At 62.5% G+C, this 24,081-nt stretch carries 21 protein-coding genes; 17 read left to right on the plus strand and 4 right to left on the minus strand.

Annotated elements, in window-relative coordinates:
- Window positions 1-4: 4 nt before the first annotated feature.
- The 3 genes from ASD32_RS10795 (at window position 5) to ASD32_RS10805 (ending at window position 4,186) form a co-directional block, all read left to right on the plus strand.
- A complete protein-coding gene (locus tag ASD32_RS10795) occupies window positions 5-1,951 on the plus strand; it encodes a MacB family efflux pump subunit (protein WP_060638017.1) in 1,947 nt (648 codons plus the stop codon).
- Between the two features lie 76 nt (window positions 1,952-2,027).
- Window positions 2,028-2,495 (plus strand): nucleoside deaminase, encoded by a 468-nt coding sequence (locus ASD32_RS10800; protein WP_060638018.1) that lies wholly within the window; start codon window positions 2,028-2,030, stop codon window positions 2,493-2,495.
- Window positions 2,496-2,539: 44 nt separating this feature from the next.
- The gene (locus tag ASD32_RS10805; RefSeq protein WP_060638019.1) at window positions 2,540-4,186 is read left to right on the plus strand and encodes an alpha/beta-hydrolase family protein; all 1,647 of its coding nucleotides are present in this window, start codon (window positions 2,540-2,542) and stop codon (window positions 4,184-4,186) included.
- Window positions 4,187-4,222: 36 nt separating this feature from the next.
- On the opposite strand, the gene ASD32_RS10810 is transcribed toward ASD32_RS10805, so the two are convergent.
- Window positions 4,223-6,529, minus strand: a complete 2,307-nt coding sequence (locus tag ASD32_RS10810; RefSeq protein WP_060638020.1) for a heavy metal translocating P-type ATPase — start codon at window positions 6,527-6,529, stop codon at window positions 4,223-4,225.
- A gap of 83 nt (window positions 6,530-6,612) precedes the next feature.
- Between ASD32_RS10810 and ASD32_RS10815 the strand changes: the two genes are divergently transcribed.
- The 4 genes from ASD32_RS10815 (at window position 6,613) to coaBC (ending at window position 11,575) form a co-directional block, all read left to right on the plus strand.
- Window positions 6,613-7,035 (plus strand): helix-turn-helix domain-containing protein, encoded by a 423-nt coding sequence (locus tag ASD32_RS10815; protein WP_060638021.1) that lies wholly within the window; start codon window positions 6,613-6,615, stop codon window positions 7,033-7,035.
- A gap of 147 nt (window positions 7,036-7,182) precedes the next feature.
- Complete coding sequence (locus ASD32_RS10820; RefSeq protein WP_082546734.1) at window positions 7,183-7,743, plus strand: biliverdin-producing heme oxygenase; 561 nt, start codon at window positions 7,183-7,185, stop codon at window positions 7,741-7,743.
- A complete protein-coding gene (locus tag ASD32_RS10825) occupies window positions 7,730-10,288 on the plus strand; it encodes an HWE histidine kinase domain-containing protein (protein ID WP_060638023.1) in 2,559 nt (852 codons plus the stop codon). The genes ASD32_RS10820 and ASD32_RS10825 overlap by 14 nt, the downstream gene beginning before the upstream one ends.
- An 81-nt stretch (window positions 10,289-10,369) precedes the next feature.
- A complete protein-coding gene (coaBC, locus tag ASD32_RS10830) occupies window positions 10,370-11,575 on the plus strand; it encodes a bifunctional phosphopantothenoylcysteine decarboxylase/phosphopantothenate--cysteine ligase CoaBC (protein ID WP_060638024.1) in 1,206 nt (401 codons plus the stop codon).
- Here coaBC and ASD32_RS10835 read toward each other — a convergent pair.
- Window positions 11,561-12,388 (minus strand): class II glutamine amidotransferase, encoded by an 828-nt coding sequence (locus ASD32_RS10835; RefSeq protein WP_060638025.1) that lies wholly within the window; start codon window positions 12,386-12,388, stop codon window positions 11,561-11,563. The two genes, coaBC and ASD32_RS10835, sit on opposite strands and share 15 nt — an antisense overlap.
- Window positions 12,389-12,411: 23 nt before the next feature.
- Between ASD32_RS10835 and ASD32_RS29535 the strand changes: the two genes are divergently transcribed.
- The 10 genes from ASD32_RS29535 (at window position 12,412) to ASD32_RS10880 (ending at window position 22,559) form a co-directional block, all read left to right on the plus strand.
- Complete coding sequence (locus ASD32_RS29535; protein WP_156383140.1) at window positions 12,412-12,687, plus strand: hypothetical protein; 276 nt, start codon at window positions 12,412-12,414, stop codon at window positions 12,685-12,687.
- Window positions 12,688-12,728: 41 nt separating this feature from the next.
- Entirely contained in the window at window positions 12,729-13,592 is an 864-nt protein-coding gene (locus ASD32_RS10840; RefSeq protein WP_060638026.1) for a MurR/RpiR family transcriptional regulator, read from the plus strand.
- Between the two features lie 104 nt (window positions 13,593-13,696).
- Window positions 13,697-15,628 carry a 5-dehydro-2-deoxygluconokinase gene (iolC, locus tag ASD32_RS10845; RefSeq protein WP_060638027.1) on the plus strand — a complete coding sequence of 644 codons (1,932 nt, stop codon included), beginning with the start codon at window positions 13,697-13,699 and terminating at the stop codon, window positions 15,626-15,628.
- A 181-nt stretch (window positions 15,629-15,809) separates the two neighbouring features.
- Window positions 15,810-17,660 carry a 3D-(3,5/4)-trihydroxycyclohexane-1,2-dione acylhydrolase (decyclizing) gene (iolD, locus tag ASD32_RS10850; RefSeq protein ID WP_060638169.1) on the plus strand — a complete coding sequence of 617 codons (1,851 nt, stop codon included), beginning with the start codon at window positions 15,810-15,812 and terminating at the stop codon, window positions 17,658-17,660.
- Window positions 17,661-17,789: 129 nt separating this feature from the next.
- On the plus strand, window positions 17,790-18,707 hold the full coding sequence (gene iolE, locus ASD32_RS10855; RefSeq protein WP_060638028.1) for a myo-inosose-2 dehydratase: 918 nt from the start codon (window positions 17,790-17,792) through the stop codon (window positions 18,705-18,707).
- A 266-nt stretch (window positions 18,708-18,973) separates the two neighbouring features.
- A complete protein-coding gene (gene iolB / locus ASD32_RS10860; protein ID WP_060638029.1) occupies window positions 18,974-19,774 on the plus strand; it encodes a 5-deoxy-glucuronate isomerase in 801 nt (266 codons plus the stop codon).
- A gap of 36 nt (window positions 19,775-19,810) precedes the next feature.
- Window positions 19,811-20,215 (plus strand): GFA family protein, encoded by a 405-nt coding sequence (locus tag ASD32_RS10865; protein ID WP_060638030.1) that lies wholly within the window; start codon window positions 19,811-19,813, stop codon window positions 20,213-20,215.
- Window positions 20,216-20,268: 53 nt separating this feature from the next.
- The gene (locus tag ASD32_RS10870) at window positions 20,269-21,063 is read left to right on the plus strand and encodes an AraC family transcriptional regulator (protein WP_060638031.1); all 795 of its coding nucleotides are present in this window, start codon (window positions 20,269-20,271) and stop codon (window positions 21,061-21,063) included.
- A 76-nt stretch (window positions 21,064-21,139) separates the two neighbouring features.
- A complete protein-coding gene (locus ASD32_RS10875) occupies window positions 21,140-21,751 on the plus strand; it encodes a LysE family translocator (RefSeq protein ID WP_060638032.1) in 612 nt (203 codons plus the stop codon).
- Window positions 21,752-21,884: 133 nt separating this feature from the next.
- Complete coding sequence (locus ASD32_RS10880; protein WP_060638033.1) at window positions 21,885-22,559, plus strand: HAD family hydrolase; 675 nt, start codon at window positions 21,885-21,887, stop codon at window positions 22,557-22,559.
- Window positions 22,560-22,568: 9 nt separating this feature from the next.
- Here the strand turns inward: ASD32_RS10880 and ASD32_RS10885 are convergent, their stop codons facing one another.
- Both ASD32_RS10885 and ASD32_RS10890 read right to left on the minus strand, forming a co-directional pair.
- On the minus strand, window positions 22,569-22,925 hold the full coding sequence (locus ASD32_RS10885) for a VOC family protein (RefSeq protein ID WP_060638034.1): 357 nt from the start codon (window positions 22,923-22,925) through the stop codon (window positions 22,569-22,571).
- A 3-nt stretch (window positions 22,926-22,928) separates the two neighbouring features.
- The gene (locus ASD32_RS10890; protein WP_060638035.1) at window positions 22,929-23,969 is read right to left on the minus strand and encodes a 2-dehydropantoate 2-reductase; all 1,041 of its coding nucleotides are present in this window, start codon (window positions 23,967-23,969) and stop codon (window positions 22,929-22,931) included.
- Between the last annotated feature and the right edge of the window lie 112 nt (window positions 23,970-24,081).

Here is a 24,081-nt window from a genome sequence, read left to right on the forward strand (position 1 = left end):
CTCGATGACCCCGATCATCTCGCTCAAGGATATCCGCAAGACCTTCGTCAACGGCGACGTGGCCGTCGAGGTCCTGCGCGGCGTTTCGCTCGATATCCAGCCGGGCGAATTCGTCGCCATCGTCGGCGCGTCCGGTTCCGGCAAGTCGACTTTGATGAACATCCTCGGCTGTCTCGATACGCCGACCGGCGGCCGCTATCTGCTCGAAGGCGAGGACGTCTCTGGTCTGAATGCCGACGAGCTTGCGGCAAGACGGCGCCAATTGTTCGGCTTCGTCTTCCAGAGCTATAATCTCGTGCCAACCGCCACAGCGCAGGAAAATGTCGAGATCCCCGCCATCTATGCCGGCATGCCGGCGCGCGAGCGGGAGGAGCGTGCGAGCATGCTTTTGCGCTCGCTGCGGCTCGGCGACCGGCTCGATCACCTGCCAAACCAGCTGTCCGGCGGTCAGCAGCAGCGTGTCTCGATCGCACGCGCGCTGATGAATGGCGGCCAGATCATCCTCGCCGACGAGCCCACCGGCGCGCTCGACAGCCAGAGCGGCAAGGAAGTGATGGCGACGCTGCGGCAGATGAATGAAGACGGCCATACCGTCATCATCATCACCCACGCCCCGGAACTGGCCGAATCCGCCGATCGCGTCATCGAAATCAGCGACGGCCTTATCGTCGCGGACCGGATACCTGGCAATGTCAGGCGGATCGGCCGCGCCAAGCCGGTTCTGGCGGCCCGCAAGCCCGGAAAAGCCGCGATTATCACCGATGTGGCCGCCGCCGTGCGCATGTCGTTCCGCGCGCTTCGGGCCAATCTGTTTCGAACCATCCTGACATTGCTGGGCATCGTCATCGGTGTCAGCTCGGTCGTGGCGATGCTCGCCATCGGCACCGGCGCGCAGGATTCCGTGCTCAGCCGCATTGCCGCCATGGGTTCCGACCTTCTGGTCGTGCGGCCGAACATGTCGAATTTCCGCGGCGGCGAAGGCGGCAGCATCGTCTCGCTCATTCCCTCCGATGCCGATGCCATTCTGGAACTGCCCAATATCAGCTTCGCGGTGCCGGAAATGTCGAGCACGCTCACGGTCCGCGCCGGCAATCTCGATACGCAGACGACGGTCAACGGCACGGTGCCGCAATTCCCGCAGGCCAAATCTTGGACCGTCGAGGATGGCGCATTTCTCGAAAAGACCGACATGGACGCCTATGCGTCAGTCGCCGTGCTCGGCCGCACCGTCGCCGATGCGCTGTTTCCCGATGGCGCCGATCCGCTCGGCCAATATATTCTGATCAAGAACATCCCCTTCCAGGTCATCGGCGTGATGTCGAAAAAGGGCGCCAGCGCCGGTGGTAATGACCAGGACGATACCGTTCTGGTGCCGCTGTCGACCGGCAACCTGCGCCTGTTCGGGGCGAGAAACGTTCGCTCCATCACCGTGCAGGTGAAGGATGGCGACGCCATCAACGTGACGCAGGACCAGATCCAGGCGCTTCTGGATGAACGTCACAAGCGCCAGGACACGCAGATCATCAACATGGCCGCGATCCGCGAAACCTTTACCGAGACCTCGAATATCCTCAAGGTCTTCCTCGGGTCGATCGCCGCCATCTCGCTCTTGGTCGGGGGCATCGGGGTGATGAACATCATGCTGGTTTCCGTCACCGAGCGCACCCGCGAGATCGGCATCCGCATGGCAACGGGTGCGCGCAGCCGCGATATCCTCACCCAGTTCATCGTCGAGGCTCTGGTCGTGTCCGCGCTCGGCGGCCTGATCGGCGTCGGGCTCGGCCTCAGCATCGGTGCAGTGGCGCAGGCCTTCGGCATCGCCGTCAGCTTTGCGCCGGGGCCCGTCATCCTTGCCTTTGGCAGCGCCTTTCTCACCGGGCTGATCTTCGGCTATCTGCCGGCCTACAACGCCTCGCGCCTGCAGCCGGCCGTGGCGCTGGCCTCCACCTGACCGGTTCGGCACATCGTTCCGGTTGACGCAGCCTGCCTGATCGTTTCCACTGAGGCAAAGGATCAAGGAGGAAACCATGCCCGACGCTGACCGCTTCCTGGCGCAGGCCATAACGCTCGCCCGCGACAATGTCCGCAAGGGCGGGCGGCCGTTCGGCGCCGTGCTGGTGATCGATGGAGAGGTGGTGGCAACCGGCGTCAACGGCGTGATCGAGACACATGATCCGACCGCCCATGCCGAACTCGTTGCGGTGCGCGCGGCAGCGATCAAGCGCGGCACGGCGACGCTCAAGGGGGCTTCAGTCTATGCCAGCGGCCATCCTTGCCCGATGTGCCTCGCCGCCATGCGGCTGGCCGGCATTACCGACATTTCCTATGCCTATTCCAACGAAGACGGCGCCCCCTATGGGCTGACCTCGGCGCCGCTCTATGCCGATCTGAGCAAGCCTTTTGCCGATCAGCAGATGACGTTTGCCTATCGTCCGGTGCGGCCGGAGGGAGAGATGGATATCTACGACTTCTGGCGGGACATGCAGCAGGGCTAAGCCGTTGGGATCGGCCGGCACTTTGCGGCAGGCAGAGGGGTGAGATGCAGAACTATCTGTTGCGCGTATGGTCATCCCTATCGCTGCCGGGCCTGGTGATCGGCGTCCTGTTCTTTGCCGTGTCGCTAACGCCAAGCCTCATTCCGCGCCCCTATATGCTGCAGGGGGTGTTGTCCGGCTGTTCGCTGGCGGCCGGATATGGGCTCGGCGTGTTCGGCCGCTGGCTCTGGCACTATCTCGAGCTTCCTGCCCTTGCGCCAAGGATCGGGCGTGTCATCCGGGTCCTGGCTGTTGCCGGATGTGCAGGCGTCGCCATCGTTTTCCTCTGGCAGGCCGCCCGCTGGCAAAACTCCGTGCGCAGCCTGATGGGGCTTGATCCGGTGGAGACGGCCGAGCCGCTGAAACTGGCGCTGATCGCCCTTCTGGTCTTCATCGTTCTGATCACGCTCGCCCGTCTTTTCAGGATCACCTTCGCCTTTCTGTCGCGCAAATTCGAGCATGTCACCCCAAAGCCGGTCGCCCGCCTGCTCGGCATCTTTCTGGCGCTCGCGCTGTTCTGGTCGGTGGCCGACGGCCTGCTTCTGAAAGCCGGCCTGCGGCTGGCGGATTCCTCCTTCCGCGAGCTGGATGCTCTGATCGACAGCGATCTGGCGCCGCCTGCAAATCCCTTGAAGACCGGCAGCACCGGATCGCTCATTCCCTGGCAGGATCTTGGATTTCGCGGCCGCGAATTCGTCACCTCCGGCCCGACGGCGGAAAAGATCGGCGCTTTCCTTCATCAGCCGGCACTGGAGCCGATCCGGGTCTATGTCGGCCTGAATGCGGCCGAAACCGCTAAGGACCGGGCGGCGCTGGCGCTTGCCGAACTGAAGCGCACCAGCGCCTTCGAGCGCTCCACGCTGATCGTCGTGGTCCCGACCGGCACCGGCTGGGTCGATCCGGCAGCGATGGATACGGTCGAATATCTGCACCACGGTGATGTGGCGAGCGTCGCCCTGCAATATTCCTATCTCACCAGCTGGCTGTCGCTGCTGGTCGAGCCGAGCTACGGCGCGGAGGCGGGCGAGGCGCTGTTCAAGACGGTCTACGGCTATTGGACGACGCTGCCGAAGGACAGGCGCCCGAAACTCTATCTGCACGGTCTCAGCCTCGGAGCGCTGAATTCAGAGCGCTCGGCCGATCTCTTCGATGTGATCGGCGATCCCTTCCAGGGTGCCCTATGGAGCGGCCCGCCCTTTGCAAGCGCCGGCTGGAAATCGGCGACGGCAGGACGAGAGCCGGGATCTCCGGCCTGGTTGCCGCGCTTCCGCGACAGTTCCGTCATCCGCTTCACCGCCCAGAAGAATGCGCTGGATATTCCGGGTTCGTCATGGGGGCCGATGCGGATCGTCTATCTGCAATATGCCAGCGACCCCGTCACCTTCTTCGATCCCCATTCCTTCTACCGGGAGCCGGACTGGATGAAGCAGCCGCGCGGCCCCGATGTCTCGCCCTATCTGCGCTGGTATCCGGTCGTCACCATGCTGCAGCTGGCGCTGGATATGGCGATGGCGACGACCTCGCCGATGGGCTACGGCCACGTTTATGCGCCCGAACATTACATCGATGCCTGGATGGCGGTCACCGATCCGCAAGGCCTGGCGCCCGGCGATGTCGAGCGCCTGAAGGCGATGGTGTCGAAACGGGATTGAGGTTCCGGCGGCGGTATGCAGCCGGAACCTTGGATGTCAGGCGCGGCTGACGGGTGCGAGCAGCCTCAGCGCGTTGATCGTCACCAGCACGGTGGCGCCGGTATCGGCGAGGATCGCCGGCCACAGCCCGGTAATGCCGGCAATGGTGGTCACCAGGAAGACCGCCTTTAGACCCAACGCGATGATGATGTTCTGACGGATGTTGGACATCGTGCGTTTAGACAGGTCGATCATCTCGGCGACATCGCCGACCCGGCCGTGCAGAACGGCGGCATCGGCGGTTTCGAGCGCCACATCGGTGCCTCCGCCCATGGCAATGCCGATATCGGCTGCCGCCAGCGCCGGCGCGTCGTTGATCCCGTCGCCGACCTTGGCAACAGTAAATCCCTGCTGCTTCAATTCGCCGACAATCCGCTGCTTGTCTTCCGGCATCAGCTCGGCGCGCACCTCGATGCCGAGCTGCTTGCCGATGGCGGTCGCCGTGCGAGTGTTGTCGCCGGTCAGCATGACGATCTTCACACCCGCATCCGTCAGCGCTTTCAGCCCGGATTTGGCGTCGGCACGCGGCTCGTCGCGCATGGCGATCGCACCGGCCAGGGTCTCGCCGATGATCAGCACCGAGACGGTCTTGCCCTCATCGTTGAGCGCGGTGATTGCGGCCGTTTGTTCGGCAGACAGCGCAATGCGGTCGCCGGCAGATTGCGGCGAGCCAAGAAAGACCGCCTTGCCATCCACCGTCGCCGTCACACCCTTGCCGCCCAGCGCCTTCGCATCGGAAACAGCGGGAACCGCGACCTTGTCCGCTGCGGCCCGGTCCAGGATCGCCTTGGCGAGCGGATGGCTGGAGCCGGTTTCAAGCGCGGCAGCAAAGATCAGCACGTCGGCTTCGGAATGGCCGAAGGCGAGGATATCCGTGACCTTGGGCTTGCCTTCCGTCAGCGTACCGGTCTTGTCCAGTGCAACGGCGGTAATGGTACCCAGTGTTTCAAGGACGGCACCCCCCTTCAGCAACAGGCCCCGGCGGGCACCGGCCGACAAAGAGGCAGCGATGGCGGCCGGCGTCGAGATCACCAGGGCGCAGGGGCAACCGATAAGCAGGATAGCAAGGCCCTTGTAGACCCATTCACCCCATTGGGCGCCCAGGAACAACGGCGGAATGATCGCAACCAATGCTGCGACGATGACCACGCCCGGCGTGTAATAGCGCGAGAAACGGTCGATAAAACGCTCGGTCGGCGCCTTGGATTCCTGCGCTTCCTCGACCAGCTTGACGACGCGGGCAATGGTATTGTCGGCGGCCGTCGCCGTCACCCGGACGCGCAGGGCTGCATCGCCGTTGATTGTGCCGGCAAAGACCTTTTCATCGACGCCCTTGCGCACCGGCGTGCTTTCGCCGGTCACCGGCGCCTCGTCGATGGCGCTTTCGCCCGACAGGATCACCCCATCGGCGGAGATACGGTCGCCGGGACGAATCAGAATGGTGGCGCCAACGGCCAGGCTTTCAGCAGGAACCGCCCGCGTCTGGCCATTTTCCTCCAGCACCGCCTCCTTCGGCACCAGGGCCGCCAGCGACTGAATGCTCTGGCGTGCCTTTCCGGCGGCAACGCCTTCCAGAAGCTCGCCGACAAGGAACAGGAAGACGACGGCTGCCGCCTCTTCGCCGGCATTGATGATGACAGCACCAATAGCCGCAATCGTCATCAGCATCTCAATCGAAAACGGTGTTCCGGCCATCGCAGCCATGATGGCGCGCCGGGCAATCGGGATAAGCCCGATCAGCATGGCAACGATGAAGGCATAGGACGCGATCGATGGCACGAGATGGCCGACGCCATAGGCGATGACCAGCGCCGCACCCGAAAGGATCGTCAGCCTGCCCTTTTTGCTCGCCCACCACGGGCCATTCGTTGGTCCATGGTCATGCCCATGCAGGCCTTCGACGGCGTCTTTGGCAGCAGGCTTGGCATGATCGTGACCCGCATGATCGTGGCCGCCGTGATCGTTATCCGCTTGATCGTGCTTGGCATGATCGTGCTTGGAATGATCGTGGCCGTCATGGCTGTGATCACCGTGATCATGGCCGCAGCAGGCTTGCTTGGTCTCCGCAACCGGCGCAGTTTTGCCGGCGATCTGCGAGACGGAGTAGCCGAGGCCGGTCACTTTTTTGGCGATCGCCGTAAGGTCGCTGGCATCGTCATGCTTCACGGTCATCGTGCCCGCCGTCACCGAAACCGAAACGTCGGTGACACCCGGCATGCGCCGGACTGCCGTATCGATCTTGGATGCGCAGGAAGCGCAATCCATGCCCTCAACCCGGTATCGTGTCTGTGTTGCCTCTGCCATCGTCCGCTTCCTATATGCGTGCTTGTCAAACTCTGGCACCTTTCCTACATCCTCTAGTGACTAGAGGTGCAAGAGGAAAAACGATGAAAAATATCAGTATTGGCGAGGCGGCGCGAAAAAGCGGCGTCAAGGTACCGACCATCCGCTATTACGAAGGCATCGGCCTCTTGCGTGAGCCAAGCCGCAGCGAGGGCAATCAGCGCTCCTACGAGCAATCCGACCTCAATCGCCTGACCTTCATCCGCCATGCCCGCGAACTCGGTTTCGAGGTGGAGGCCATCCGCACTCTTCTCAGCCTGCAGGACAATCCCCTGCAATCCTGCGCGTCTGCCGATGCCATCGCCAAAGCAAGACTCATCGAAGTGAAGCAACGTATCCGCAGCCTGATGGCGCTGAAGGCCGAGCTGGAAATGATGGTGGAGGGGTGCGGCCACGGCCGGGTCGATCAGTGCCGGGTGATCGAGGTTCTCGCCGATCACGCCCAGTGCACGCATCACGGCCATTGAGGATGGAAGCAAAGTGTGATTGACGGCTAGAATAGAGCAAATTTTCGCTGAAAAATATTTACAGCCGCCTGGAACCTTTTAAATATTCCTGCGTTAATCGCCAGTCGATAATCCTACCCGTCAATTTTATATGCCCGGAAAAATTTAATGCCAGATCGGTCCCGCCGAGCCCAGTTGCGCGAAACGACGTCGCAAGCCCACGCCTCGCTCGACCGGATGGTCGGATCCTTTGATAGCGCGGATTCATACAAAAGCTATCTGCGGGGCATCTGCGCATTCCGCGAGGCTGTCGAGCGAAAGCTCACATCAACAGGCTGGCCGCCGCATTGTGATGGGTGGAGCCCCGAGCTGTTTTCAGATCTGATCGCGCAGGACCTTCAAAACCTGGGCGTCAACCCGCAGCCGATGGTGGAGGAGCCGGACGTGGAGCAGAGCCCCGAGGCTTTGCTGGGCATGCTCTATGTGCTGGAAGGCTCCGCACTTGGCGCCCGCGTTCTTTACAAACGGGCGCAGACGCTTGGCTTTGATGCGGATTTTGGCGCCCGGCATCTGGCTGTTCAGTCGCGCCGCAGCGATCGCTGGCCCGCGTTTCTGGCCTTGCTTGAAAATGCCGATGATATCGATATGGACCGGGTGGCCGATGCCTCGCGGGCAACATTCAAGGCTGCCGAACAGGCATTCCGTCAGGCATCCCATGAGCCAGCATGACATCAATCCTACCGGGCAGGTAGATCTCACCAATTGTGACCGCGAGCCGATCCATCTTCCCGGCAGCATCCAGCCGCATGGTTGCCTGATCGCCTGCGATGCCCGGGCGGCAACGGTTCTGCGGCATTCCGCCAATGCCGGAACCATGCTGGGTGTTTCTGCGGATCTCAACGGCTTGCCGCTCGAAACGCTTGTCGGGTCAGAGGCGACGCATACGTTGCGCAACGCGCTATCGACGCTCGCAGAAGGCGGCCGTCCGGCGCTGCTGCCGGGGCTGCATGTTACGGCCGGTATTTTCGATGTCTCGGTGCACATTTTCCGCTCGACCGTCATTATCGAGTTCGAGCCTGCGTCCGCCGGCCAGCCGCTGCAGCTTGCGCGCAGCCTGATCGGCCGCATCAGCGATATCGGCGATATCGATGGCTTGGTGCGCCAGTCCGCCCGGCTGATCCGTGGCATGCTGGAATATGATCGCGTGATGATCTATCGCTTCGAGCAGGACGGCTCCGGCAAGGTGGCCGCCGAGGCCAAGCGCGGTGATCTCGAAAGCTTTCTCGGCCAGTATTTTCCCGCCAGCGATATTCCGCAGCAGGCCCGCATCCTCTATTTGAAAAACACCATTCGCATTATCGGCAATGCCAGCGGCGAGCGGATCGGCCTTGTGCCGGTTTTCGACGCCTCGGGCGAGGCGCTGGACCTGTCGCTGGCGCATCTACGCAGCGTTTCGCCCATCCATTGCGAATATCTGCGCAACATGGGTGTCGCGGCATCGATGTCGATTTCGATCATTGTCGATGGCGCTCTCTGGGGCCTGATTGCCTGTCACCATTACCAGCCGCGGATTTTGTCGATGGCGGAACGGGTGGCGGCCGAAATGTTCGGCGAATTCTTCTCGCTGCACCTGACGTCGCTGCGGCAGAAATCCAAGCTGGCAGCCGCCAACCGCGCCCGCGCCTCGCTTGATCGGTTCCTGCGCCTGGCCTCTCATCACGCCGATATCGCCCATTTGCTGACGGAACACCTGCCGGATTTCGATGCGCTGATGCCCTGCGACGGGATTGGTTTGTGGATGAACGGGGTGTGGAGTGCCTATGGGACTGTTCCGCCTGCCGCCGCCATTCCCGAGCTTGCGCGGCTGGTGGGCACGCTGGCCGAAGGCCGGGTCTGGGCAACGCACGCCCTGTCGCAGCGCATGCCGGAGGCGGAGGCTTTCTGCGCGCAGGCCGCAGGTGTCCTCGCCATCCCCTTGACGCAGACCAAGCGGGATTACCTGCTGTTCTTTCGCAAGGAATTGATCCAGACCCTGAATTGGGCTGGAAATCCCGACAAGACCTATGAGACAGGTCCCCTGGGTGACCGGCTGACGCCGCGCCAGAGCTTTGCCATCTGGAAACAGACGGTGCATCAGCAGGCGCAACCCTGGACGGAAGCCGACCGCGAGATTGCCGATGTGACGCGCGCAGCTTTGGTCGAAATCGGATTGCGCCACAGCGAGCTGATGGCGGAAGAGCGCAGCCGCGCCGAAGTGCGCCAGCGCATGCTCAATGAAGAACTGAACCATCGCGTCAAGAATATCCTGGCGCTGATCAAGTCGCTGGTCGGCCAGCCGCTGCAGGACGGCCGGACGCTGACCGATTATGTCACGTCGCTGAAGGGCCGCATCCAGGCGCTGTCCTTCGCGCATGATCAGGTGGTGCGCGGCGATGGCGGCGGGCTGCTGCTCGATCTCTTGAATGCGGAACTGACGCCCTACCGGCAGCCGGCCATATCGATCACGGTTCATGGGCCACCGGTCCTTCTCAACTCGCGTGCCTTCTCGGTCATGGCTCTGGTCCTGCATGAACTCTCCACCAATGCCGCCAAATATGGTGCCCTGTCGCGGCCGGGCGGCCGTCTCGATATATCCTGGTCGCTCACCGCGCATGGCGATTGCGATATCGTCTGGTGTGAATCCGGTGGCCCTCTCGTCTCGCCGCCGTCGCGCACCGGTTTCGGCACGGCGCTGATCGATCGCAGCGTGCCTTATGATCTCGATGGCCAGAGCGAAGTGACCTATGCCAGCGAGGGGGTTACGGCCCGGTTCCGGCTGCCTGGAAAACATATTTCGCTGACGGAACAGGCGGTTTATTCGCCCTCGGGCCAGATAACCGGCGAAGAACCGCGCAAGGCGTCTCTGCCAGAAGATCTGAAGGTCATGCTGGTCGAAGACCAGATGCTGATCGCGCTCGATGTCGAAGGCATGCTCGGCGATCACGGGGTGCTCGATGTGATGACGTCGGCCTCCGCTGCCGATGCCTTGAGCAGGCTTGCGCAATACACGCCCGATGTGGCGATCCTCGATGTCAATCTGGGCGCTGGCACCTCGCTTGCTGTGGCGCGCGAACTGGTGGGACGAAACATTCCCTTCCTGTTTGCCACCGGCTACGGCAACAACGAAATGATCCCGCCCGATTTCTCCTGGGTACCGGTCATTCGCAAACCGTATGACGCGGCATCGCTGATCACGACGATTGCCGGGCTTTTGGAAAACAGAGGCACCCGGTGATCTGATTGCCTCGCGGCGGTGCGTCGAGTAGGGTCCAGCCGGAAGGGCAGGCGCAACCGCCGCCCGGCAACGGAATTCGTCATGACGCTTCAGGGAAAACGTATCCTCCTCATCATTTCCGGTGGGATCGCAGCCTATAAGAGCCTCGATCTGATCCGGCGCCTGCGCGAGCGCGGAGCGTCCGTGCGCCCGGTGATGACGGCTGGCGCGCAGGCCTTCGTCACCCCGCTTGCCGTCGGCGCACTGGCTGCCGATAAGGTCTTCACCGAGCTGTTTTCCCGCGAGGACGAACAGGATGTCGGCCATATCCGTCTCGCCCGCGATTGCGATCTGATCGTGATCGCACCCGCGACCGCCGGCCTGATGGCGAAAATGGCGCATGGCCTTGCCGATGATCTCGCCTCCACCATCCTTCTGGCAACCGACAAGCCAGTGCTTGCCGCCCCTGCCATGAACCCGAAAATGTGGTCGCATCCGGCCACCCGCCGCAATCATGCAGCGCTTGTCGCCGATGGCATCCATTTCATCGGTCCAGCCTCCGGCGAAATGGCCGAAAGCGGCGAAAAAGGCGAGGGGCGGATGGCAGAACCGCTTGATATCGCCGCTGCCGCAGAGGCGCTGCTCGATATAAGCCCCAAACCTCTCACCGGTAAAAAAGCCATCGTCACATCCGGACCGACGCATGAGCCGATCGATCCCGTGCGCTATATCGCCAACCGCTCGTCCGGCAAGCAGGGCCATGCCATAGCCGCCGAACTCGCCCGGCTCGGCGCCGATGTGACGCTGGTCTCCGGACCGGTCACGATCGCCGATCCGAAGGGGGTCACGGTCGTGCATGTGGAGCGGGCCGAAGAAATGCGCGACGCGGTCCTTGCGGCATTGCCGGCCGATATTGCCGTCATGGTCGCCGCCGTCGCCGATTGGCGGGTGGCAAGCGCGTCCGGCAACAAGATCAAGAAACAGCCCGGCGAAGCGCCGCCGCCGCTGCTGCTGACCGAAAATCCGGATATTCTGAAAACCATCGGCCATCATGCCAAACGGCCGGACCTTGTGATCGGCTTTGCCGCAGAGACGCAGAATGTCGCGGAAAACGGCCGCTCGAAGCTGGAGCGCAAGGGTGCCGATTACATCCTTGCCAATGACGTCTCGCCCCATACCGGCATCATGGGCGGTGATCGCAATACGGTGAAGGTGATCGGCAAGTCAGGTGACGAGGACTGGCCGGAAATGGACAAGCAGGCCGTAGCCGAGCGGCTCGGCGCGCTGATCGCCTCACATTTTCGCTGATACCATCCGGTCTATCCGCGACGTGCCGGGCGCTGTACCCGCCGTACCGAACAGGCGCACATCGACGCCGTTTTCGCCGACGATGACGGCGGTTCCATCCGGAATTTCCACCCAGGTATTGTCGTCGTCGTTCAGCGGCTCGGAGACCAGGCAATAGCCGCCGCTAGGCCCCATCGGCGATGCATAAAGCGTCGGCGCCTTCCAGTCGGATGCATAGCGCACGGCATAGAGATCATGTCCGTCGGAAAGTGCCGCCGTGAAACGCACCAGAACCTTGCGCTCCAGGTGCTCGGCCAGCCGTTCGACAAAGGCGAGCGTCTCGGCGATTGCGCCCAGCGGATCCTGATCGAGGCCGAACTGCAGCGCCAGCAAGAAGAGAAGTTCACTATCGGTCGAGCCGGTGCGGGCGGTGTAGAGATCGTTGTCGAGCATCGCCTCCATCGGCCGGCGCAAATGCTCGAAATCGCCGATCTGGCCATTGTGCATGAAGGACCAGCGGCCATGCACGAAGGGGTGGCAATTGTCGCGCCGCGTGCCGCCGCCGGTCGCAGCCCGCACATGGGCGAGAAATAGCGGCGAGCGGATCTGCCGGGCAATGCTTTTCAGGTTGCAGTCCGACCAGGCAGGCAGGATATCGCGGTAGCGGCCGGGTTCGGGATGATCGCCGTACCAGGCGATGCCGAAGCCGTCACCGTTGGTCGCCGTCTTGGCGCGGGTGGCGCAATGGGATTGCTCGATCAGCGAATGGGCCGGCGAGGACACCAGTTCTTCCAGATAAAGCGGCTCTCCGCGATAGGCTGCCCAGCGGCACATGCAGGATACTCCGGATTGCGGGGATGGCCCGCCTTGATGGTTCGTTAACCATGATATTGGCCGATCATCCGGCCGAACATGGTAAAAATGCGTTAACGAACTCAATCATTTCCGCATCTTCCCGTTTAATTGGCCATTTTGGGACGTCCGGCCTGTTTGCTGGGGGAATGCCGGACGAGAAACCGGCCCATCCAGTCCGGCAACCACTGGTAGGCATCATCCTTGGAACACTCTCTAAACCGCCGAAAAAATGCAGATGTGGAATGTATGTTCTATTCTTGCAGCGATGTTTTGCATAAGGTCCTACGCGACAGCAGAGAGCAGGAAGAGACCCGGATCCATGGCCGAAACCGAAAACAGCATCGCCATTCCGCAGGATTTCGACGGGCTCAAGACGATCATCCTGGAGCGCAAGGCGCAGCTGCCGAAGCGGCTGCGCCAGGTGGCAGCCTATGCGCTCGACAATCCCGACGAGATCGCCTTCGGCACGGCGGCCAGCATCGCAACGTCAGCCGATGTCCAGCCCTCGACCCTGGTGCGCTTTGCCCAGCATTTCGGCTTTGAAGGGTTTTCCAGCCTGCAGCAGATTTTCCGGGCACGCTTGCGCGAGCGCACGCCCGGCTATGATGAGCGCCTGAAGGCACTGAGCGGCAATGATCACAGCAAGCTGGAAAGCGGCTCGATCTTCAACGGCTTCGTGGCCGCCGCCCATCGTTCCCTCGACAACATCGCCAGTTCCGTCGAGCCTGAAGCCTTCGAGCGCGCCGTCAATATCCTGGCTGCGGCCGAAACCATCTATCTCGTCGCCAAGCGGCGGTCCTATCCGATCTCCGGTTACATGGCCTATGCGTTTGGAAAGCTGAAGGTCAAATATCAGCTGGTCGGCACGGCGGCCGGGATCGATGACGATATTCTGGCCATGGCCGGCCCGAAGGATGCGGCCTTCGCCGTCAGTTTCTCGCCCTATGCGTCCGAAAGTGTCAATCAGGCCAAGCTGCTCGCCAATCGCAGGGTCCCCGTCGTGTCCCTGACCGATTCGGCCTTCTCGCCGCTGGCGGAATCCTCGAAAGTCTGGTTCGAGCTGGTCGAGGCCGATCATGCCGGGTTTCGCTCACTCTCCGCCAGCATGGCCTTCGCCATGGCGCTGACGGTTGCCGTTGCGGAAAAAAGGCGGCGGATCGGCGAAGATGATTTAATAGAATGAAAATTCCACATTGACTAAACGACGGAATTTATGTTTCATAACGGCGATACCCCACCAGCCAATAAAAATGTCGGCGCGACGCAAGCGCCCGCCGGGAGGAAGCAGTGAGCCAGAGCAACGGTACGCAGGCGGACAAGCCGCTTGATCTTATCACCATCGGCCGCGCCTCGGTCGATCTTTACGGCCAGCAGATCGGAACCCGGCTTGAAGATGTCGCCAGCTTCGCCAAATCCGTCGGCGGCTGCCCGACCAATATCTCCGTCGGCACCGCCCGTCTCGGCCTGAAATCGGCGCTTCTGACCCGTGTCGGCAAGGAGCAGATGGGCCGCTTCATCCGCGAGCAGCTGGAGCGCGAGGGTGTCGAGACGAAAGGTATCGTCACCGATCCCGAGCGGCTGACGGCCCTTGCCATCCTGGCTGTCGAAAGCGACCATTCGTTCCCGTTGCTGTTCTACCGCGACCATTGCGCCGATAGCGCGCTCTGCGAAGACGATATTTCCGAGGACTTCATCCGTTCGGCCCGCGCCATCCTCGTTACCGGCACGCATTTTGCCAAGCCCCATACCGATGCCGCCCAGCGCAAGGCGATCCGCATCGCCAAGGAAAGCGGCGCCAAGGTGGTGTTCGATATCGACTACCGCCCGAACCTGTGGGGCCTTGCCGGCCATGATGCCGGTGACAATCGCTACATCGCCTCGGAAGAGGTGTCGGCGCATCTGAAAACTGTGCTTGCCGATTGCGACCTGATCGTCGGCACCGAAGAGGAAGTGCTGATCGCATCCGGCGACAGCGACCTTCTGGCAGCGCTAAAGACCATACGCGCCAATTCGAAGGCGACGATCGTCTTGAAGCGCGGCCCGATGGGCTGCATCGTCTATGATGGCGCCATCTCCGATAATCTGGAAGACGGCATTGTCGGCAAGGGTTTTCCGATCGAGGTCTACAACGTGCTTGGCGCCGGCGACGCGTTCATGTCCGGTTTCCTGCGCGGCTGGCTGAAGGACGAGCCGCATGCGACCTCGGCCACCTGGGCCAATGCCTGCGGCGCCTTTGCCGTGTCGCGTCTGCTCTGCGCGCCGGAAATCCCGACCTGGACCGAGCTGCAGTTCTTCCTCGAGAAGGGCAGCAAGGAGAAGGCGCTGCGCAAGGACGAGGCGATCAACCACATTCATTGGGCAACCACGCGGCGCCGCGAAATTCCGCAGCTGATGGCGCTCGCTATCGATCACCGCAGCCAGCTGGAAGATCTCGCCGGGGACAATGCCGCGCTTTTGGCCCGCATCCCGGCCTTCAAGGTCCTCGCCGTCAAGGCGGCCGAGCGCATCGCCAATGGCCGTCCCGGCTTCGGCATGCTGATCGACGACAAATATGGCCGCGATGCGCTCTATGCCGTCAACAAGAACTTCTGGATCGGCAAGCCGATCGAGCTTCCCGGCTCGCGTCCGCTGCAGTTCGAGTTCAGCCAGGATCTCGGCAGCCGGCTGATCGAATGGCCGGTCGATCACTGCATCAAGGTCCTGAGCTTCTTCCATCCGGATGATCCTACGGAGATGAAGGCCACCCAGATTGCCAAGCTGCGCTCCGCCTTCGAGGCGGCCCGCAAGGTCGGCCGCGAAATCCTCATCGAGATCATCGCCGGCAAACATGGTACGCTCGATGACACCACGATCCCGAGGGCACTCACCGAACTCTACGACGCCGGCCTGAAACCGGACTGGTGGAAACTGGAGCCGCAGGCAAGCCGTGCCGCCTGGGCTGCGGTCGATGCCGTGATCGAAGCGCGCGATCCCCTTTGCCGGGGCGTCGTTCTGCTCGGGCTGGAAGCACCCTATGAGGCGCTGAAGGACGGCTTTGCCGCCGCCCGCACGTCAAAAACCGTCAAGGGTTTCGCCGTCGGCCGCACGATCTTCGCCGAGGCCAGCAAGGCCTGGCTGGCGGGCGAGATCGATGACGAACAGGCGATCGCTGATATGGCGGGCAGGTTCGAGGCGCTGGTCAATCTTTGGCTCGGGCTGGCGGAAACGAAGGCGGCTTGATGGGATGGTGGTGAATTTACCTCCCCCTTGAGGGGGGAGGTCGCAGCGGAGCTGCGGGTGGGGGTGATCCGTTGGGTACTGCGGGCGTCACCCCACCCCGGACCTGCGGTCCGACCCTCCCCCTCAAGGGGAGGGTGTGAAGTGGAAAATCGAGGCAATGTCCTCGTTCGAGGAGGAAACAATGAGCCACAAGACCGTTCGCCTGACCATGGCGCAAGCCGTCGCGCGGTTTCTGACCAAGCAGATGACCGTGATCGATGGTGAGAAGACCCCGATCTTTGGCGGCGTCTTTGCCATTTTCGGCCATGGCAATGTCGCCGGTATCGGCGAGGCGCTGCATGGCATCAAGGACACGCTGCCGACCTACCGCGCCCAGAACGAGCAGGGCATGGCAAATGCGGCAATCGCCTTTGCCAAGGCGAGCTTCCGCCGCCGCTTCATGGCCTGCACCACGTCCATCGGCCCCGGCGCACTCAACATGGTGACATCGGCAGCCCTTGCCCATGTCAACCGCCTGCCGGTCCTGCTTCTCCCCGGCGATGTCTTTGCCAATCGCCGCCCGGACCCGGTCCTCCAGCAGATCGAGGATTTCGGCGACGGCACGATGACCGTCAACGACTGCTTCCGCCCGGTTTCGCGCTATTTCGACCGCATCACCCGCCCCGAACAGATCATCCCGGCGCTGCGCCGCGCCATGCAGGTGCTGACCGATCCCGCCGATTGCGGCCCGGTCACGCTGTCGCTCTGCCAGGATGTACAGGCGGAAGCCTATGATTACCCCGAAAGCTTCTTTGACGAAAAAGTCTGGACCTCGCGCCGCCTGCATCCGGATGCGGACGAACTGGCCCATGCGATCACGGTTCTCAAAGCGGCGAAAAAGCCGGTCATCATCTCCGGCGGCGGCGTGCTGTATTCCGAGGCCAGCAAGACGCTTGCGGCCTTTGCGGAACGGCATGGCATTCCGGTCGTCGAAACACAGGCCGGAAAATCGTCGCTGCCGCACAGCCATCCCCTCAACATGGGCTCGGTCGGCGTCACCGGCACATCGGCCTCCAACCAGATGGCCGAGGATGCCGATGTCGTTCTCGCCGTCGGCTCGCGCCTGCAGGATTTCACCACCGGCTCCTGGTCGCTGTTCAAGAACGACAGCCTGAAGATCATCGGCCTCAACACGCAAGCCTTCGACGCCGCCAAGCATGAAGCCCTGCCGCTGGTCTCCGACGCCCGCGTCGGCTTGGATGCGCTGAGCGCCGGTCTGGGCTCGCACAAGGTGGATGCCAGCTGGACGCAGAAGGCAACGGACGGCAAGGCCGAATGGCTGAGGGCCGCAGACAAGGCGACTGCAGCGACCAACGCAGCGCTGCCCTCCGACGCGCAGGTGATCGGTGCCGTGCAGCGGGCCCGCACGGAAAATACCACGCTGGTCTGCGCTGCCGGTGGTCTGCCCGGCGAATTGCACAAGCTCTGGCAGGCGGATGCGCCCGGCAGCTATCACATGGAATACGGCTTCTCGACCATGGGCTATGAAGTCGCCGGCGGCCTCGGCGTCAAGCTCGCCAAGCCCGAAAGTGATGTCATCGTCATGGTCGGCGACGGCAGCTACATGATGCTGAATGCGGAAATTGCCTCGTCGATCATGCTCGGCGCCAAGATCACCATCGTGCTGCTCGACAATGCCGGTTACGGCTGCATTAACCGGCTGCAGATGGCGACCGGCGGTGCCAACTTCAACAACCTGCTTCGCGACACCCATCACGTCACGCTGCCGGCGATCGATTTTGCCGGCCATGCCGCTGCCATGGGAGCGCTCACCCGCAAGGTCGCCTCGATCAGCGAGCTGGAAATCGCGCTGAAGGAAACCGCCGGCGAAAACCGCACCACCGTCATCGTCATCGATACCGACCCGCTGATCACCACCGACGAGGGTGGCAACTGGTGGGATGTGGCGGTCCCGGAAGTCTCCGTCCGCTCCGAGGTCAATGCGGCCCGCAAGGGCTATGAAAAGGCGCTCGCGTCGCAGCGGATCGGTTAATCCCACACTCCGTCATCTTCGGGCTCGCCCCGATGATCCAGCTGCAAGGCGCCATCGGAAAGCCCGGGGATGACGGCAATACAAAATGATAGGGGAAGGCCGGCCGCCTTCTTTCCAAGGAGAATGTTCATGAAAGCCAAACTCGGCATGTCGCCCATCGCCTGGTGGAACGACGACCTTCCGGAACTGAGCGACGACGTGTCGCTGGAAGAATGCCTGCGCCAGTCGCGCAGCGCCGGCTTTACCGGCATGGAGCAGGGGCGCCGCTTTCCCAACAATCCCAACGAGATGCTGCCAATCCTGCGCGCGGCCGACGTGACGCTCTGCGGCGGCTGGTTTTCCGGCACGCTGGTCGATGAGGATCTCTCAGCCAACAAGGACCGCATCGCACCGATGATCGAGCTGTTCAAGGCCGTCAATGCGCCTTGCATCGTCTATGGCGAAGTCGGCCGTTCGATCCAGGGCGACCGGTCCAAACCACTCGCCACCAAGCCGCGCCTCGGCGATGACGAGATGAAAGCCTATGCCCGCCGCGTTACCGAATTCGGCGAATGGTGCGCAGACCAGGGCATGCCGCTCTCCTACCACCACCATATGGCGGCTGTCGTCGAAACCGAGCCGGAACTCGACGCCTTCATGAAGAATTCGGGCGAGGGCATCCCGCTGCTTCTGGATGCCGGCCATCTGGCCTTTGCCGGCGGCGACGTGCTGCGCGCCATCGACAATCACCATGCCCGCATCAACCACGTGCATGTGAAGGACATCCGCCAATCCGTCATCGACGGCCTGGATCGCAGCCGCCAGTCCTTCCTGGACGCGGTGGCGCTCGGCGCATTCACCGTGCCCGGCGACGGCTCGCTCGATTTTGGCGCCATCGTTCAGCGTTTTGCCGATTACGGCTATGAAGGCTGGTTCGTCGTCGAAGCCGAACAGGACCCCCGCACGTCGCCGCCGCAAAGGATGGCAGAGGTCGGCTATGCCGAACTGATGCGGGTCATGACCGCCGCAGGCTATACGGTGGAAACGGAAGGGTTTCCGAAGGGGTGATCTCTTCGGGCATCTTTGGTGGGGTGGTTTACCCCTCACCAACTTCGGCCAAAGGGTTCGCAAATGCTCACCCGGCCTGCGTATCCTCTCCCGCAAGGGGAGAGGTAGGGTGCCACGATTTCTGTCCCGCACTTGTGGTAGGACGGTGCAGCGGATTTCCTCTCCCCTTGCGGGAGAGGATAGTAAGCCCGCGTGAGACGCAGTCGAACGCATGGGCGCACTTGGTGAGGGGTAGAAACGCTCCTCGAACACATGAGGAGAACATCATGCCGAACCTGCTCGTAAAACCCAAGGGCGACAAAGGCCGCGTGACGTATGTCACGCCGCAAAACGCCGGCTGGACCTATGTCGGCTTCGATCTCAACAGGGTGAAGGCAGGCGAGACGGTCTCGGGCGAGACCGGGGATCGCGAGGTCTGCCTGGTGTGGGTCAGTGGCAAGGGCGAGACCAGCGTCGACGGTCAGGATTTTGGCGTGGTGGGCGAGCGCATGACGCCGTTCGAAGGCGCGCCGCATGCGTTCTATGTCGCGCCGGGCGCAGCATGGCAGGTCACGGCCGTTACCGATCTCGAACTCGCCGTCTGCTCCGCGCCGGGTGGTGGCGGCTTCAAGACCAAACCCATCCCTGCAGGCACTCACCCGCAAATGACACGCGGCAAGAATACCAACACCCGCTATGTCACCAACATCATGCCGGAAGACGACAATGCCGCCCATTCCCTGCTGGTGGTCGAGGTCATCACCCCCGGCGGCCATACCTCGTCCTATCCGCCGCACAAGCATGACGAGGACAATCTGCCGGCCGAGAGCTTTCTGGAAGAAACCTATTATCACCGGCTGAACCCATCCCAGGGCTTTGCCATGCAGCGGGTCTACACCGACGACCGCTCGCTGGACGAGACGATGGCGGTGGAGGATGGTGACGTGACGCTGGTGCCGAAGGGATATCATCCGGTGGCCGCGATCCATGGCTACGACCTCTATTATCTCAATGTGATGGCCGGCCCGTCCCGCGTCTGGAAATTCAACAACGCGAAGGAACATGCCTGGCTGTTCACCGGCGTCTGATGCGCTAGTTTCCTTCTGAACGAGGAGGACAGCATCATGCATATCGATGGACATTGTCACTGCGGCGCGATCCGGTATGAGGCTGAGATCGATCCGGACAAGGTCGGCATCTGCCATTGTACCGATTGCCAGCATCTGACTGGCTCGCCCTACCGGGTGACGGTCTCCGTGCCGGCAGCCGATTTCCGCATCACGGCGGGCGAGCCGAAGACCTATAGCAAGACCGGCGACAATGGCAGCACGCGCTTCCAGATGTTCTGCGGCAATTGCGGTTCGCCAATTTATACGACGGGCACCGGTGCGGATGCCGAAGAGGTCGGTATCCGTTGGGGCAATATCACTGAGCGCCGCGATCTTGCTCCCAAGCATCAGATCTGGTGTTCTTCTGCGGCCAACTGGTTTGGCGAGCGCGATGCGCTGCCGGGCCAGGAGCGCGAATGAAGTGCGCGAATAAGAGCGCGAATGAAATGAGCGACTGAGGAGCGGTGCAGGTCATGAAAACCGGGACATTCCGGATGCGTCCCTGTGCGATGAAAGGGGTGGAGGCCGTCGAGGCGGATACCGCCCATAGTTTTGGCCGCCATACGCATGACCAGTTTGGCATCGGCGTCATCCTGCGCGGCGCCCAGAAATCCGCCAGCGGCCGCGGTCCGGTCGAAGCCGGTCCCGGCGACATGATCACCGTCAATCCCGGCGAAGTGCACGACGGCCATCCGATCGGCGCTGAAGGCCGTGCCTGGCGGATGCTCTATGTCGATCCGGAGGTGATTGCTGAGGCCGTTTTGGATATCGGCGAGGGCAGGGCGGAGGATTTTGTCTTTTCGCAGCCGGTCCTGCACGACGGACGAGCCGTTCAAAGTCTGCTGCCGGTCTATGCGGCGATGACGCAGATGGGTGAAATACTGGCGCCGGAATCAGGATTCCTGCAGCTGCTTGCATCCCTGATGACACGCCGCAACGTTTCCCGTTTCGTCCCGCCATCCGTCAAACGGGCCATGGCCATGCTGGACGATGATCCCGCTGCCGCCACGTCGCTTGCCGATCTCGCTGCCGCAAGCGGCCTCAGCCGTTTCCAGGTGGTGCGGGCCTTTTCTGAAATGACCGGCATGACCCCGCATGCCTATCTCGTGCAGCGCCGCATCCGCTCCGTTCGCCGGATGATCGCCAAGGGGACGCCGCTTGCCGATGCGGCCTTTGCCGGCGGCTTTGCCGACCAGAGCCATATGACCCGGGCTTTCGTCCGCGCTTATGGCATCACGCCGGGCGCCTATGCGCTGGCGCATCGCTGACCCCTTGCAATTTCGTTCAAGACCAGCGGGCAGATATCCGCTTTTCTGCGGCCTTCCTCATTGAGCGGAGTGCATCATGACCCTTGAATATCTGCTGACATCCATCGTCGTTATCCTGCTGCCCGGCACCGGCGTGCTCTATACGCTGGCAACGGGCCTCAATTCCGGCGCGCGCGCCAGCATTCTTGCGGCCTTCGGCTGCACGCTCGGCATTCTGCCGCATATCATCGCCAGCGTCGCGGGACTGGCGGCTCTTCTGCACACCAGCGCGCTGGCCTTTGAGGTGATCAAATATCTCGGCGTTGCCTATCTGGTTTATATGGCCTTTAGCGTCCTTCGCGACGCCGAAAGCCTGCAGGTGACGGAGGACGCCCGGCCCATGCGGCCGGGCAAGATCATCGCAACGGCCATCCTTCTCAACAGTCTCAATCCGAAACTGTCGCTGTTCTTTCTGGCCTTCCTGCCGCAATTCGTGCCGGATGCCACGCCGTCGCCCACCCTGTCGATGCTGTGGCTTGCTGCCGTGTTCATGGTGCTCACCTTCATCATTTTCGTGTTCTACGGCGTCTTTGCCGCAGCGGCACGGCGCCATGTCATCTCCCGGCCTGGCGTGACCCTCTGGCTGCGGCGCGGTTTTGCCGGTGCCTTCGGGCTGATGGGGCTGCGGCTGGCGCTCTCTGCGCGCTAAGGCGGGCAAGAAAGCCCGCCGGGGGCCATCCAGAGGCGATATCCATTTGATCTTGAGGGGGAATCCCCTTATTCGAACGGGGTAAGCCGCGCAGTCACAAGACAGGCGGCGACCTTCAAAGGAGTCAGTCCCCGTGTCTTCAGTGTCCCAGCCGGTCTTCGGCAAGAAATACTCCGCCTTTCTGTTCGATATGGATGGAACGCTTCTGAGCTCCATCGAAGCGGCCGAACGGGTCTGGGGAAAATGGGCTGCAAGCCACGGCCTGGACGTCGCCACCTTCCTGCCGACCATGCACGGCAAGCGCGGCGTCGATACGATCCGCCAGCTGGGCTTGCCGGGCGTCGATCCGGAAGCGGAATCGGCGATCATCTGCCAGGGCGAGATCGAGGATATCGAGGGCGTCAAGCCGCTGCCGGGCGCGATCGAATTCCTCAAAAGCCTGCCGCCGGAGCGCTGGGCCATCGTCACCTCGTCGCCGCGTGAACTTGCCAAGGTGCGCATCGCCGCCGCCGGCCTGCCGGAGCCGAAATTCATCGTCATCGCCGAGGATGTCTCGCGCGGCAAGCCGAGCCCGGAATGCTATCTGCTCGGCGCCAAGCGCGTCGGCTTCGATGCCAAGGATTGCCTCGTGTTCGAAGACGTCGCCGCCGGCGTCATCGCCGGCGAAGCGGCCGGGTCCGACGTGATGGTCATCACCGCCACGCACACCCATCCGTTCGTAACAGCGCATCAGACGATCCCGGGCTATATCGGCATCGAAGTCTCGGTCGATGAAAACGGCGATCTCACCCTGACCGATCGCCGCTGATCGGAACCGTCACCGCCCCGTGTGGGTGAGGATGTTGACGATCGTGCCGAAGGGGTCGCGGACGTAGAAGCGCCGCACCCCCCAGGGTTCGTCGGTGATGTCATAGACGATCTCCAGGCCCATCTGCCTGGCTTTTGCATGGATCTCATCGACATTATCGACCTCGATTGACAGCTGCGGCACCGGCGTTCCGGAGCCGCCTTCGCTGGCGATGGACACCTGCACTGGGGCCTGCTCCCCGGATGCGAAAGTCAGGATCCAGCCGTGGTCCATGACGAGGTCGAGGCCGAGCAGGTCGCTATAAAAGACCCGGCCCGCCTCAGGATCCCCAGCCTCAAGATTGGCGACGATACGAAGAACGGTCATCGCTCAAATCTCCTGTGCCCGCGCTTTCGCCATCGACGCGTCGAGTTGCGAGATCAGGGACAGGAGCATGTCGTTGGCCGGTGTCGGCACACCGGCCATGCGCCCCAAAAGCGTGACGGCGCGGGTGAGCGGCGTGATCTCCATCGGCCGGCCCTGTTCGAGATCCTGCAGCATCGAGGTCTTGGCATTGCCGAGCCCCCGGCCATGCTCCAGCTTCTCCTCCACCGTTTCGCGGACATGGCAGCCGAGCTTCCCGGCGACGTTATGCACCTCCGTCATAATTTGCTTCACCAGGTCCACGGCCGGGCCGTCCATGATCTCCGAAATCCGCCCCCTGGTCAGCGCGCTGATCGGATTGAAGGCCGCGTTGCCGAGAAATTTCGACCAGATCTCATCGCGGATGCGATCCGTCGTCTTGATCGTCCAGCCGCTGGCCTGCAGCAGATCCGCAATCGCCGTCAGTTCCGGCGAGCTCGCGCCGGAGGGCTCGCCGAGATGCAGAAGGCCGCCGCTGGTGAGCCGGATATGGCCGGGCTCCAGCATCTGCGCGCCCTGATAGATGACCCCGGCGATCACGCGCTGCGGGCCGATCCGCTGCCAGATCAGGCCATCCGGATCGAGCGCCTCGACCTTGCGGCCTTCAAGACCACTCGTCTTGTCGCCATGGAAATACCACCAGGGAATACCGTTCTGGATCATCACCACGCGGCTGTCCGGTTTCAAAAGGCCGGCAATATCGGCGCTGGCTGCCGTCAGCTGATGCCCCTTGAGGGTCACGATGACGAGGTCTTGGGGCTCAAGTTCGCCTGCATTACCGGTTGCGGCAAATCTGGCAACCAGCGGCTCGGTCTTGCCAGGCTCATGCAGGTGCAGACCCTTGTCCCGGATGGCGTTGAGATGCGCGCCGCGCGCGATCGCGGTGATCGTCGCGCCCTTGAGCATCGCAGAGGACGCAAGCCGCGCCGCCAGCGCACCGCCAATGGCGCCTGCGCCGAAAATGCAGATGCTGCGGAACTGGCCCGGCTTCGTTTCGGTACTGTCCATATCGTCCCCTCCAGGCGTTTCCTTCGCTGTTACTGTCGTAGCAACGGCCAAAGCACGCGGCCAGCCGCGAAATCTGCCTGCTGCTGAAACGTGATCGCAACCGGCTACTTTA

It is taken from the genome of Rhizobium sp. Root483D2 (genome assembly GCF_001426685.1).
Lineage (GTDB): Bacteria > Pseudomonadota > Alphaproteobacteria > Rhizobiales > Rhizobiaceae > Pararhizobium > Pararhizobium qamdonense.

Bases quoted from the DNA above. Each gene is read 5' to 3' on its own strand.
- ASD32_RS10815 (WP_060638021.1), top strand. From the start codon at position 6,613: ATGAAAAATATCAGTATTGGCGAGGCGGCGCGAAAAAGCGGCGTCAAG.
- ASD32_RS10810 (WP_060638020.1), bottom strand. From the start codon at position 6,529: ATGGCAGAGGCAACACAGACACGATACCGGGTTGAGGGCATGGATTGC.
- ASD32_RS29535 (WP_156383140.1), top strand. From the start codon at position 12,412: ATGGCCCGCCTTGATGGTTCGTTAACCATGATATTGGCCGATCATCCG.
- ASD32_RS10800 (WP_060638018.1), top strand. From the start codon at position 2,028: ATGCCCGACGCTGACCGCTTCCTGGCGCAGGCCATAACGCTCGCCCGC.
- ASD32_RS10870 (WP_060638031.1), top strand. From the start codon at position 20,269: ATGAAAACCGGGACATTCCGGATGCGTCCCTGTGCGATGAAAGGGGTG.
- ASD32_RS10805 (WP_060638019.1), top strand. From the start codon at position 2,540: ATGCAGAACTATCTGTTGCGCGTATGGTCATCCCTATCGCTGCCGGGC.
- iolE (WP_060638028.1), top strand. From the start codon at position 17,790: ATGAAAGCCAAACTCGGCATGTCGCCCATCGCCTGGTGGAACGACGAC.
- ASD32_RS10820 (WP_082546734.1), top strand. From the start codon at position 7,183: ATGCCAGATCGGTCCCGCCGAGCCCAGTTGCGCGAAACGACGTCGCAA.
- iolB (WP_060638029.1), top strand. From the start codon at position 18,974: ATGCCGAACCTGCTCGTAAAACCCAAGGGCGACAAAGGCCGCGTGACG.
- ASD32_RS10885 (WP_060638034.1), bottom strand. From the start codon at position 22,925: ATGACCGTTCTTCGTATCGTCGCCAATCTTGAGGCTGGGGATCCTGAG.
- coaBC (WP_060638024.1), top strand. From the start codon at position 10,370: ATGACGCTTCAGGGAAAACGTATCCTCCTCATCATTTCCGGTGGGATC.
- ASD32_RS10890 (WP_060638035.1), bottom strand. From the start codon at position 23,969: ATGGACAGTACCGAAACGAAGCCGGGCCAGTTCCGCAGCATCTGCATT.
- ASD32_RS10825 (WP_060638023.1), top strand. From the start codon at position 7,730: ATGAGCCAGCATGACATCAATCCTACCGGGCAGGTAGATCTCACCAAT.
- ASD32_RS10835 (WP_060638025.1), bottom strand. From the start codon at position 12,388: ATGTGCCGCTGGGCAGCCTATCGCGGAGAGCCGCTTTATCTGGAAGAA.
- ASD32_RS10865 (WP_060638030.1), top strand. From the start codon at position 19,811: ATGCATATCGATGGACATTGTCACTGCGGCGCGATCCGGTATGAGGCT.
- ASD32_RS10875 (WP_060638032.1), top strand. From the start codon at position 21,140: ATGACCCTTGAATATCTGCTGACATCCATCGTCGTTATCCTGCTGCCC.
- iolD (WP_060638169.1), top strand. From the start codon at position 15,810: ATGAGCCACAAGACCGTTCGCCTGACCATGGCGCAAGCCGTCGCGCGG.
- ASD32_RS10795 (WP_060638017.1), top strand. From the start codon at position 5: ATGACCCCGATCATCTCGCTCAAGGATATCCGCAAGACCTTCGTCAAC.
- ASD32_RS10840 (WP_060638026.1), top strand. From the start codon at position 12,729: ATGGCCGAAACCGAAAACAGCATCGCCATTCCGCAGGATTTCGACGGG.